Origin of the sequence: Fructilactobacillus fructivorans (genome assembly GCF_001434095.1) — a bacterium.
Lineage (GTDB): Bacteria > Bacillota > Bacilli > Lactobacillales > Lactobacillaceae > Fructilactobacillus > Fructilactobacillus fructivorans.
Genome location: NZ_AZDS01000006.1, coordinates 29776 through 41288, shown reverse-complemented (window position 1 = coordinate 41288; position 11513 = coordinate 29776). Strand labels below are relative to the sequence as shown.

11 protein-coding genes are annotated in these 11513 nt (G+C 41.5%); 6 read left to right on the top strand and 5 right to left on the bottom strand.

Annotated elements, in window-relative coordinates; genetic code table 11:
- Positions 1-44 precede the first annotated feature (44 nt).
- Together FC73_RS06660 and FC73_RS06655 are read left to right on the top strand one after the other, a co-directional pair.
- Positions 45-1358 (top strand): NCS2 family permease, encoded by a 1314-nt coding sequence (locus FC73_RS06660; protein ID WP_010022083.1) that lies wholly within the window; start codon positions 45-47, stop codon positions 1356-1358.
- 234 nt (positions 1359-1592) lie between these two features.
- Positions 1593-3017, top strand: coding sequence for an NAD-dependent succinate-semialdehyde dehydrogenase (locus FC73_RS06655; RefSeq protein WP_010022085.1), 1425 nt, complete (start codon positions 1593-1595; stop codon positions 3015-3017).
- A gap of 60 nt (positions 3018-3077) precedes the next feature.
- Here the strand turns inward: FC73_RS06655 and cls are convergent, their stop codons facing one another.
- Complete coding sequence (gene cls / locus FC73_RS06650) at positions 3078-4550, bottom strand: cardiolipin synthase (RefSeq protein ID WP_010022086.1); 1473 nt, start codon at positions 4548-4550, stop codon at positions 3078-3080.
- A 120-nt stretch (positions 4551-4670) separates the two neighbouring features.
- Between cls and FC73_RS07005 the strand changes: the two genes are divergently transcribed.
- Entirely contained in the window at positions 4671-4829 is a 159-nt protein-coding gene (locus FC73_RS07005) for a hypothetical protein (protein WP_153218755.1), read from the top strand.
- Positions 4830-4893: 64 nt separating this feature from the next.
- Here the strand turns inward: FC73_RS07005 and FC73_RS06645 are convergent, their stop codons facing one another.
- Positions 4894-5079, bottom strand: coding sequence for a hypothetical protein (locus FC73_RS06645; RefSeq protein ID WP_010022087.1), 186 nt, complete (start codon positions 5077-5079; stop codon positions 4894-4896).
- Between the two features lie 187 nt (positions 5080-5266).
- Here FC73_RS06645 and FC73_RS06640 point away from each other — a divergent pair, with 187 nt between their 5' ends.
- On the top strand, positions 5267-5563 hold the full coding sequence (locus tag FC73_RS06640; protein ID WP_010022088.1) for an LlsX family protein: 297 nt from the start codon (positions 5267-5269) through the stop codon (positions 5561-5563).
- Positions 5564-6284: 721 nt separating this feature from the next.
- Positions 6285-6920: a transmembrane-type terpene cyclase gene (locus FC73_RS06635; RefSeq protein WP_010022089.1), complete on the top strand. Its 636-nt coding sequence runs from the start codon at positions 6285-6287 to the stop codon at positions 6918-6920.
- Positions 6921-6993: 73 nt separating this feature from the next.
- On the opposite strand, the gene FC73_RS06630 is transcribed toward FC73_RS06635, so the two are convergent.
- From FC73_RS06630 to lepB, 3 genes are all read right to left on the bottom strand, one after another.
- On the bottom strand, positions 6994-8319 hold the full coding sequence (locus tag FC73_RS06630) for a C1 family peptidase (protein ID WP_010022090.1): 1326 nt from the start codon (positions 8317-8319) through the stop codon (positions 6994-6996).
- A gap of 76 nt (positions 8320-8395) precedes the next feature.
- Complete coding sequence (locus tag FC73_RS06625) at positions 8396-9484, bottom strand: hypothetical protein (RefSeq protein ID WP_010022092.1); 1089 nt, start codon at positions 9482-9484, stop codon at positions 8396-8398.
- Between the two features lie 62 nt (positions 9485-9546).
- Positions 9547-10149 carry a signal peptidase I gene (gene lepB, locus FC73_RS06620; protein WP_010022094.1) on the bottom strand — a complete coding sequence of 201 codons (603 nt, stop codon included), beginning with the start codon at positions 10147-10149 and terminating at the stop codon, positions 9547-9549.
- A 162-nt stretch (positions 10150-10311) separates the two neighbouring features.
- On the opposite strand from lepB, the gene FC73_RS06615 reads away from it, so the two are divergent.
- A complete protein-coding gene (locus tag FC73_RS06615) occupies positions 10312-11499 on the top strand; it encodes a multidrug effflux MFS transporter (protein ID WP_010022096.1) in 1188 nt (395 codons plus the stop codon).
- Positions 11500-11513 lie beyond the last annotated feature (14 nt).

The following is an 11513-nucleotide window of genomic DNA, read 5'->3' as shown; positions in this document are numbered from 1 at the left end:
TCATTTTTTTAAAACCGAATATTAATGTGATAGGAGTTGTGGAAATGGCTAATCGAATTGCCTCGTTTTTTCACTTTCAGGAACTGGGAACAAACTTTACCCGTGAAACCATCGCGGGAGTCACGACCTTTGTTTCCATGGTGTATATCTTATTCGTAAACCCGAACGTTTTGGGTGCTGCAGGAATGGATAAGGGGGCCGTCTTTACCGCGACCGCCCTTGCCTCTGCATTTGGCTGTTTCCTAATGGGAATCATCGCAAACTATCCGTTTGCGTTATCTGCTAGTCTGGGTCTGAACGCTTTCTTCGCTTACTCGGTATGTATTGGGATGCACATCCCCTGGCAGACTGCCCTTGCTGGTGTGTTCGTTGCCTCAATTCTCTTCGTCATCTTGACGCTACTCAAGTTGCGTGAAAAGATCATCGACTCGATCCCGTCCGACCTTAAGTCCGCCATTGCTGGTGGAATTGGATTGTTCATCGCCTTTCTTGGCTTAAACAATGGTGGCCTAGTGGTTGCCAACAAGTCAACCCTAGTAGGCTTGGGATCTTTCAGTAACCCACTCACGTTGCTGACGGTCGCTGGACTGGTCATCACGTTATTCCTGATGGCCGCTAACGTTCCCGCATCAATCTTCATTGGAATGGTCGCTTCAGCTGTGATTGGTGTGCTCTTCGGTTTAATCAAGATGCCTACCGGGATCGTCTCCGGAGTTCCAAGCATCAAGTCCACTTTCTTAGTTGGACTATTCAACGTTGATAAAATCAACACGCCTCAACTAATCGTTGTCGTGCTAACGTTCCTACTGGTAACCTTCTTTGACACCGCCGGAACACTGGTTGGTTTGGCCGAACAGGCCGGTTACATGAAGGACAATAAGATTCCCCGCATTGGTCGTGCTTTGGGTGCTGATTCCGTAACCATGCTGGTTGGATCACTTCTAGGAACTTCACCAATGGGTGCCTACGTTGAATCATCAGCGGGAATTGCCGTTGGTGGACGTTCTGGATTCACCGTTATCATTACCGGAATCCTATTCTTACTCGCCATGTTCTTCTCACCACTTTTGACCGTCATTACCAGTCAGGTCACCGCACCAGCCTTAATCATCGTGGGAATTTTGATGGCCAAATCACTTGGAAACATTCACTGGAACAAATTCGAAATTGCTGCCCCAGCCTTTCTAATTGCGATTGGGATGCCGTTAACCTACAGTATTTCAGACGGAATTGCGCTCGGTTTCATTGCCTATCCAATTACCATGATCGCCGCTAAGAGAGGTAAGGAAGTCGGTTGGATGATGTATGCCTTAGCCATTATCTTCCTGGTCTTCTTGTGGATCTTGAACATTAAATAATTAAAAACAAAAATATCTTCATAGAATATATATTCTATGAAGATATTTTTTAATTCATATTCTCTTACAATAGCATATATAGGCTCACTTATTTTAAAAATTCAAGCTACTCTTTTGCATATGCTCACTAATGAACTATACTAAGGGTGAGATTTGAGTTAGCTAACTGATTCTCATAGTTATTGGTAATTAATGTGATAGATCGTGTTTTTTATAAAACAAAGGAGAATTATTATGGCATATGAGACTGTTAATCCATTCAACAATGAAACTATCAAAACCTATCCCAACGCTACTGACAAGGAGTTAGAGCAGGTCCTAAAGACTGATGATGCCCTCTACAAAAAGACCAAGAAACAAGATATCAAAAAGCGGGCCAAAGTCCTTCATAACGTTGCTAGCGCACTACGAGACAACAAAGACAAACTCGCTAAGACCGCCACAATCGAAATGGGTAAGTTATTCCGTGAATCACAAGGTGAAGTTGAACTATGTGCGATCATCGCTGATTGGTTTGCCGATCACAGTGAAGAACTACTTCAACCTAAAGCCCTTACTTCAGCGGTTACTGGTCAAGCCGAGATGCACTATCACGCCCTCGGAACATTAGTAATGGTTGAGCCCTGGAACTTTCCTTACTATCAAATCATGCGGGTCTTTGCCCCGAACTTTATGGTTGGAAATCCCATGATTTTAAAGGATGCTTCTAACATTCCTAAGTCAGCCCAGTCGTTTGCGGACGTAATCAAAGAAGCTGGTGCTCCTAAAGGCGCATTAACCAACATGTTCTTATCATACGACCAGGTTACTAAGGCCATCGAAGACAAACGGGTTCAAGGTGTCGCTCTAACCGGATCCGAACGTGGTGGATCATCAGTTGCCGAAGCGGCCGGTAAAAACCTTAAAAAGAATTCGATGGAACTCGGTGGAATGGATCCGTTCATCATCTTGGACGATGCAGATTTAGACAAAGCTGAGGACATTGCTTGGCGGGTTCGACTCTATAACGATGGTCAGGTTTGCTGCTCTGACAAACGGTTCATCGTGATGGATAATGTCTACGACAAGTTTGTCGCAAAATTAAAGGAAGACTTCAGCAAGGTTAAAATGGGTGATCCGATGGATCCATCTACTACCCTTGCTCCAATGAACTCAAAGAAAGCGAAAGATAAACTTCAAGCTCAAGTTAATGCAACCATTAAAGCGGGAGCTAAGGTGGTTTATGGTGATAAACCTGTTGATCTCCCTGGTCAATTCTTCATGCCAACCATCTTAACTGACATCGACAAGTCCAATCCAGGTTATTCAACTGAATTCTTTGGGCCAGTTGCCTCGGTCTACAAAGTTCACAGTGAACAGGAAGCCATTGAGATGGCCAACGATAACCCTTACGGATTAGGTGGAATTGTCTTCTCTGGCGACCCTCAACGTGGTGCCAAGGTAGCCGATCAGATTGAAACCGGCATGGTCTTTGTCAACAACTTCCTGGCATCCCTCCCATCATTACCATTTGGCGGTGTTAAGGGATCTGGATACGGCAGAGAAATGAGTGACATTGGTCAAATGGCGTTCGTTAACCAACAATTAATCGTCACCGCGCAGGAACCAGATATGCATAACTTAGCTGGAGCCTTAATCGCGACCGATCCACAAAAATAAATAATAAATAGTCATTAAAAAGGGATGAACCCAGTGAGGTTCATCCCTTTATTTTTTACTTTATAGAATTGGTGACAACAAGCGGCTAAAATGCTGCTTGAAGTTCAACCACCATGACTCAGACTCAAACATCTTAGTGGTTTGTAACGTGCTCTTCTTTAAGTCCTCCTCAAAAATCTTTCCCATTCGTTTTCCAAACTCTTCGTCGTAGGTAAACGAATTAATTTCAAAGTTCAACTTGAAGCTTCGGTAATCCATGTTGGCGGATCCAACCGAGACAATTTTGTCATCGACCACGATGGTCTTAGCGTGCATGAAGCCATTGTTATAGTAGTAGACTTTCACACCCAATTTGGTTAATTGACGTGCGTAGTACTGCGTAGCTCGATAAACAAACGGATGATCCGGCATGTCGGGAACAATAATTTGCACATCGACCCCCGACATGGACGCAATCTTCAAAGCGTCTAAAACGGATGGATCAGGAATCAGGTACGGAGTTGTAATCTGCACCTTATGTTTGGCCATCTCAATCATCTTGATGTAACCAATCTTGATCTGCTCCATACTGGTATCGGGACCACTGGAGACAATCTGCATGACCGCTTCCCCATCAGTATGAATGATAGGATAGTACTTTTTGATCATCTCTGGATTGTTGGGATTAATCTGAAGTTTGCCATCGGTTGCGTTCCAATCCAAAATGAATTGCGACTGTAATCCGTAGATGGCATTCCCATGAATTCGAATGGAACAATCCTGCCAGTTACCGAACTTCTTACTCCAGCCCATGTACTGGTCACCGATGTTAAAACCACCAACGTAGCCATGTTCGCCATCGATTACCAAGATCTTGTGGTGATCCCGAAAGTTAACCCGGAAATCAAAGAAATTGGAATGGGTGTGTAAGAACGGATAGGCGTGTCCGCCCGCTTCAAACAGCGGTTTAAAGAATCGTTGGGTCGTTCCCATTGATCCCCATGAATCATAGATGACCCGAACGTCGACGCCTTCTTTGGCCTTCTTAACCAAAGCCGCCAGCACTTTTTTACCGATCTTATCGGCGTAAAACGTGTAAAACTCAAGGTTAATGGAACTTTTGGCATTCTTAATGTCCTCAAACATTTGGTCCATTAACTTGTCACCATTCGTAAAAACATCAATTTTATTATTATCATAAAGTGGCGAGGTATCAGAATTCATAAACATTCTAACCATGTTAGCTGATTCCCACGCGATCTTCTTAGACAGCGTGTCAGCATCTTTTGGCTTCTTCAACATCGCTTTTTCTTCGTTAAGTTCATGTTTAACATGTTTCTTCACGCTCCCCTTTAATCGGAAGAATTTACTCTTGGGTAACTTCCTTCCGAAGAAAGCGTAAATAATGAAGCCTAATAATGGTAGAAATACCAACACTAGTAACCATGCCCACGTTGCGGCAATGTCCCGTGGTTGTCTGAACACAGTAATAATCGCAAATAACGCATTACCAATTACGATAATGTGCCAAATTAACATCCAATCAATTGCCATAGTTGATCCTCCTAGGTTTTATACATCTATAATACATAACTTTGGAGGACTTTGCTTACTTTTTTCACGATTAGGGATTAGAATAATAAAGAATTTCGCAAGAAAACGTAGGTGATGAAAATGAATTCATATTTTGTCCTCGGGTTACACGGGGTCCACAGCTTTTCGATTCTTCATCGAGTGGTCGATGCCTTAATATCCAATCCCAAAATTGCCACCCTGGTCTTTGCGGCATTAGTGATCGCAATCCTGGTTTATCAGTTGTTTTTGAAAAAATAAAAAGTGTCCCAATAGTAGCTAGACGAGGGTCTAACGATTATGGGGCACTTCTTTTATGATCAATTCATTTATAATGATTATTAATTGTACTTTGAACCGGCTGATTGATGATCAGCAAAAAGGCCAAATTAGAAAAAAGTAATATCAGCATTGGGAAATAATCAATTGGGAGCTGAATTAAAATCAATGCTAATAACCCAAATGTCATTACTTCCACAACGTACAATCCAATTTTTAAAAACCACTTCATCTTACTCTCCCACCCCATTTCTTTTGCTCATACATTAATTATTGGTGCAAATTATACAGGCAAACTAGCGTAGTGTCTATGGGATCAGGGGCATGTTATTTATAATTAACGGGATGTTTATGAAACTGTAATACTGTAATAGTGTATAATGTCACAAAAGTATTATCACCGCAGGAGGACACTACCCATGAAAAAAATTTTGAGAGTTGTGACAGAAATCATTATTGGTTTCATATTAGCCATGATCATTGATTTTGTGATGATCTGGGTCGGTTACTATCATTTTTATGGTGCTCATCTCAACCATTTAAATGTAAACATTTTAGGATTATCTACATACGTTATCAGAAGAACTGGAGACGCGGTTAGCGGGATATCAAATAATCACAACATGATGATTTTGAGTGTAATTTGTTCCATACTAATGGTGGTTATTGGTGAAACCTTCTTTTGGTTTCACAGAAAAAGTAAAACAAAAAAGTAACCGTCTTAGCCAAATCACAAAGATGATTACCTTATAATAAAAATATACAATCTCTTGAATATTTATATATTTTATTCCAAAAGATTGATACAATAATTAAAGAGAAAAGTTAAGACGGTAGCTACTTTAAACTTCAAAGGAGTGGTTAGTATGCGATGAAATCTATTCGTATATAACCATCCTGATGAAAGGAGTAGCACGTGTCCTTATTTGACACGTTAGAATTAGTATTTCAATTCTGTCATTTCATGATAGAACTGATCCAACTAATTCTTAAGTTGGTCCCAGACCAACAAAAAAAGTAACCGTCTTAGCCGCACAAGGCTGATGGTTACTTTATAAACATATAATGTAGCTACCGCTTTAGCGGATCTCGAAGCAGTTGCATTATGTGCAGCTGCTTTTCTTTTACAATTTAAGATTATCATATAGAAGAAAATTGTCAACTAAGAACCTAAAAAAGCCACCCATAGCATCAACTACAAGCAGCTCAAAAAATCAATAAAAAATAAACGTTTTAGCTTAGCTGAGGGAAATAACATCCCTCACGTTTTCATCCTATCATACAGGATAAATAAGTCAAAATAATTTATTTTTCCTGTTCATGTGACAAATCTATTGGAAACTAATTTTACAAAGACTATGATGATACTAGGTAATGGTTTAGATAGTCCAAATGCTGATGACCTTAAAAGCTGAACTTACAATTGGAGATTTTATTATGGCAGTCAATCTTTTAACGGGTTTAAGTGGCATCTGCTGGTCACTTGTTTATATCATGATGATCTACATTGGTTTTAAGCACAAAACCTACTGCATGCCGCTCTGGGCAGCCGGTTTAAATATTGCATGGGAACTTCTTTATTCCATTAGTAACATCAATACCCTCGGATTCGCGTTACCAACCGTGATTCACGTGTTCTGGTTCTTGTTAGACATTGGTGTCATTGCGTGCTACTTCATTTACGGTAAAAAATATCAAATTAAAGATTTACAGCCATACTACATTCTGCAGGGAATTACCGTTATTCTTGCTTCATTTATCATCGAATACGCCTTTTACGATGCCTTGGGTGCAACGAACGGATCCAATTATTCCGCCTTCTCCCAAAATCTGTTAATGAGCGTCTTATTCATCGTGATGTTCTTTAAACGGCCTAATTTAGAGGGTCAATCGTTAACGATCGCGATTGCGAAGTTTATCGGCACCCTCGCTCCCACCATTTTGGATGGTTTTATTCTAAGCTATCGTTTTGTAACCTGGATTGGTTTACTGTGTGCGGTTTACGACATCGCATACATCATTTTAGTGGCCTTAGCCAAAATTGATCTGCATCACGCCAAAACCGCTCAATAACTAAAAAGCAACTAACATAATGTTAGTTGCTTTTAATTTGGATTGATTCGAATTCGATCGAAATTAATTACTTTTATTGTAATGAATCCCATGGGTACAGTTTGATTGGAGTCTTCTTCAAAACTTCCTTTTGGGTGTGCTTCAAATAACTCTTCTTAACAACCACTTCGTAGACAAAGTCCTGCATCCATTCGTCAGTCATTGCGAAGTAACCATCGTCTCCGACCTTCTTACCCCAGCTGTTCTCGACCTTCCATTTGGTGGGAACATCATTAATCAGGTCAACACCAGTCAAGGTCATCGCATGAGAAACTTCGGCTTCGTGATACTCTAATCGTTCGGCCTTCGTCATGGTCATGTCAACGCCGAATAAAGCAGCTTGACGGTATAACTTACTGTCCAAATAACCCTTCTGTCGGTTCATTTGGTGCAATACATCGTTTCCAAACCAGACGGTCTCGCCATCCTTTAACTGTTTGATGGCTGCTTCTTTCAACTCATCCATTGGAGCGTTCAAGAATTCAATGGGCATTCCGCCCTCAACGTTATTCTGACTTGGGAGTGAGTACATCTCGTCCATCTTCTTATCAGGTGAATTGGTCAAAACAACGTAGTCGTTTAAATCAACGCCAATGTACTTGTCGTAAAACTGTTTTGGTGTCAAACCCTGATCTAAATGATACTTCTTATCGTCATCACGATATTCAAGGTCAAAGGTCTTGGGTGGAACACCAAACGAATAAGCCGTCATCCGGTAGACTTCTGACATCATCTTTTGTTTCATTTGATTAATATCATAATCAGAAGCATCCGAGTTAACTAGGTTTCTGAGCACCATTCCGTCATGGCGGAGCTTGCGATCCATCACCTCGTCGTAATCAGTGGTGTCATCAGTTACCGCCGTCTCAGGGAAAGCTTCCTTAGGAATTACCCCATATTTCTGAACCAAAGCGGCTGCCATGGCCCATTGACCGCCATCTTCACCAGGCATGCTTAAGTAGAAATCTACATCTCTATCACTGGTAGGGCGATCCGCTAGCGTGATCATTCGATCGTAAAACATGTTAGCTCGTTCAATCTTGTCCCAGAAGAACAGGTAGTTTTGTGATAGTTCAAAATCCTTCTTGTTGTACTTAACCGCAAACTTGTGTCTCAAGGTGTTTAGCAGTGAGAATAACCAGCATCTTCCACTGTGCTTTTGGTTGGCAACGGTACCGGTGTCTAGGTCAACGGAAAAAGTCCGGTTCAAACGAACTGCGGTTCGCGGATCTTCTGAAGCCTTGTCAATGCCGTTGGTCATGATGGCCCGCGAGATAACCTCGTTTTTAGGTTGCACTTCAAGGTCAGCCTGCATTTGATTGATGTCATCTGATGTAATTGGATGGTTAAATTCAGTCATTATCTTCGTCCTTTCTTTCGATTAATTAGTTAATTGTAATTCTAAGTCTCAATTAATCGTTTTACAAGCGGAAGGACTAAAAATTAGGATTCGTCATTCGCATCAACTCGGGTCCCCGGTTCACTAACAACATTCCCTTTCCGTCTTCAAAGGAGAGCCCCTCAAATTCACGGTGCCCGTCGGTAATGATGGTTCGAACATCACTCTTCTTTAAATGACCTAACTTACTGACTGGGAGGCGCATGATGCCACCGTTTGAGACCAAATACAAATTATTATTTTGGGCATTATAAGCTAATGACTGTGGAACAATTCCCGGGGCATGTCTAATCACCTGTGGAATCAGTTTGAACTGTGCATCCTTGTCGCTAATCTGACCCCGATAGATCTTAACGGATCCCCGTGGCGCAATGCCATGGTGCGTAATACTGTAAAAATAGGCATTCCCACGTTTGTCAAAGGCCAGTACCATCCCCATGGGAACTGGTCCACTGGAATTAATTTTTACTTTGACTTCCTGCATCGGCTTTAGGGTATCCATATCGAACCGCTGAACGACCGGTTTAAACCCATTTTGCTTCACAAACCACATTTGTTTGTTCTTTGGATTGTAGGCCAAGGACTGTCCGTGCCCTGTCTTAAAAATGGGACCAATCTTAATTCCGTCTAGCTGAGTCTTACTGTGTCTGAATTTACTCATATAGCCAGGTAAATTAAATCCTAGTTGTTGAAGCTTTTTAAGATCATATCGAACCACAAAACCAGTATTGGAACCACCATAAAAGGTGTACATTACATAGGCATACTGTCCGTGTAAGACCACACTTTGGGGATTCCGCATTAGCCGGTGATTCTCGTCGTTCATTCGGGAATATCTACTAGTGTAGGTGGGAAGAAAGTACTGGGTGATAAAGTCCGAATGACCATTTCCCCGAATTGTATGTAAAGCATTAGGAAAATTATCGCCCTGTTTATAAACTGGTATATATTGATAATCTCCCCGTGAATAATCCTGATTGTTAACCATTTGATAATGCTGCGGTTTTTGTGGTGATTGGGCTGTCTTAGGGCTTGGTCTCATAAACTCCAAAATATAAAACACTGCCGCAAATCCAATGACAACTAAACATATGACAATTGAAAACTTTCTTACCAAGTCTCTCATATCATCCTCCAAAAATTAATTTAAATAAAAAGCCCACCATAAATGATGAGCTTTTTATTGATTTAATATCCTAATTCATTGATATTATAACGCTTTTGTTTAGTTGTATTCCATGGGAAAGTCTTCACAACCCCAACAACCTTCTTCTTTGGGACAAAGCCCCAATAACGACTGTCGTTGGAAACACTTCGATGATCCCCTAAAACAAAGTATTCTCCCTGAGGGACCTTCACAGCACCCTTGTTTTTAGGCCAGTTCTTAGACAAACTGGTTAGATCCCAGTCACCGGGCATGCGGTTATAGTAAGTTCCTTTTTGTTGCTGATCCTTACTGATATAGTCCTGGTTAACCTTCTTGTTGTTCACGTAGATGTTTCCACCACGAAAGGCAACGGTGTCACCAGGAAGACCAATGACCCGCTTGACGTAGTCAGTGTTAGGAGCCGCGGTTGGATCCTCTCCCGCTGCATCAAACACAACCACACTGCGGTGCTTAATCTTAGCCTGTCTGAAAACCATGATCCGCTCGCCACTTTCAAGGTTAGGTTGCATCGAAGGGCCATCAACCTTGGCCAGCGTAAATAGATACTGTCTGATTAGTAAGGCCAGGATCAGTCCAATCGCAATTGGAATCACCCAACTCATGACACTCTTAAAAAATTTCATTTCAACTTCTCCTCAATCATTATGTATAATTTTATTCTATCACTAATGATTTACTAGGGTATGAACTGAATCCCTAAAATTTTCTTTATATATTTAGTAAGTATACCTTATAATAGCAATTAGTGCGTCATTGATCGAAAAATTTTTACTAGGGATGAAAAAATGGAAACAAAAAAGAGTCATATTATATGGTTAGCGGTTCTTCTGGGAATTGTGAGCGCAACCGGTCCACTTTCAATGGACCTCTACATGCCAGCACTTCCCCAGATGATGGCAACCTTTCACACCAACGCTTCCATGATGCAGTTAAGTATCACGGCATGTCTAATTGGACTAGCGGTTGGTCAGGTGATCATCGGTCCCTTAAGTGATCGATACGGACGAAAACCACTCTTAATCATCGGCTTTCTTCTTTTCGCCCTTTCTTCTACCATGATCGCATTTATTCCTAACATCTATGCCCTCATCTCACTCCGGCTGGTTCAAGGGATTGCTGGAGCAACGGGTCAGGTCATTTCTAGGGCGGTAGCTCGGGACATGTTTGAGGGTAAAATTCTCACGCGGTTTTACTCATTATTAACCGCCGTCAACGGAATTTTCCCCATTATTGCTCCCATTTTTGGTGGCCTGATTATTAAAATAACGGATTGGCAGGGTATCTTCATGATTCTTGGGGTCATTGGAATTATAATCGTTCTAATGTGCATTTTTGGTATTCCCGAAACGCTTTCTCCTGATAACCGTAGTACCGGCTCCCTATTTCAGTCCGAGGTCCAGATGTTTCACCTGCTTAAAGATCCCAAGTTTTTCCGGTTAGTATTAGCTACCGGCCTTGTCTACGGATCCTTATTTAGTTACATCTCTTCCTCATCGTTTGTCTTTCAAAGTCAGTTTCACATGTCCGTTACCGACTTTAGCTTTTTGTACGCCATTAATGGGGTGGCAATTGGAGTTGGAAGTGCCCTTCCAGGACGCTTGGTAATGAAAACTGATTCCATTAAACTCCTAAAAGAATTCATCAAGGCTACCATCGTAGCCAGCCTCATTTTGACCCTTAGTGCCATCTGGTTCAAAAACCTCCTAATAGTAATGATCTTAGTTTTCATTATTTTACTGTTTATTGGAGCCTTACTGACCCTCTCAACGACCGTTGCCATGAACGCTGCTGACCGCAATGCTGGTAGTGCTTCAGCGTTAGTCGGATTAACCCAGAACGCCATGGGCGGGATCGTTTCACCATTGGTCGGAATTATGGGTGAAAACACCTACCTACCGATGGGACTCATCATTTTAATTGCCATGGTTCTCATTAACATGTTGCTGGTTAAACCAAAAAGGGTGAAAAAATAGTTTCTACTAAAAAA

Excerpts from the sequence above, each read along its gene's own strand:
- FC73_RS06645 (WP_010022087.1), bottom strand. The coding sequence starts at position 5,079 with ATGAAGTGGTTTTTAAAAATTGGATTGTACGTTGTGGAAGTAATGACA.
- FC73_RS06660 (WP_010022083.1), top strand. The coding sequence starts at position 45 with ATGGCTAATCGAATTGCCTCGTTTTTTCACTTTCAGGAACTGGGAACA.
- FC73_RS06635 (WP_010022089.1), top strand. The coding sequence starts at position 6,285 with ATGGCAGTCAATCTTTTAACGGGTTTAAGTGGCATCTGCTGGTCACTT.
- FC73_RS07005 (WP_153218755.1), top strand. The coding sequence starts at position 4,671 with ATGAATTCATATTTTGTCCTCGGGTTACACGGGGTCCACAGCTTTTCG.
- FC73_RS06640 (WP_010022088.1), top strand. The coding sequence starts at position 5,267 with ATGAAAAAAATTTTGAGAGTTGTGACAGAAATCATTATTGGTTTCATA.
- FC73_RS06655 (WP_010022085.1), top strand. The coding sequence starts at position 1,593 with ATGGCATATGAGACTGTTAATCCATTCAACAATGAAACTATCAAAACC.
- lepB (WP_010022094.1), bottom strand. The coding sequence starts at position 10,149 with ATGAAATTTTTTAAGAGTGTCATGAGTTGGGTGATTCCAATTGCGATT.
- cls (WP_010022086.1), bottom strand. The coding sequence starts at position 4,550 with ATGGCAATTGATTGGATGTTAATTTGGCACATTATCGTAATTGGTAAT.
- FC73_RS06615 (WP_010022096.1), top strand. The coding sequence starts at position 10,312 with ATGGAAACAAAAAAGAGTCATATTATATGGTTAGCGGTTCTTCTGGGA.
- FC73_RS06625 (WP_010022092.1), bottom strand. The coding sequence starts at position 9,484 with ATGAGAGACTTGGTAAGAAAGTTTTCAATTGTCATATGTTTAGTTGTC.
- FC73_RS06630 (WP_010022090.1), bottom strand. The coding sequence starts at position 8,319 with ATGACTGAATTTAACCATCCAATTACATCAGATGACATCAATCAAATG.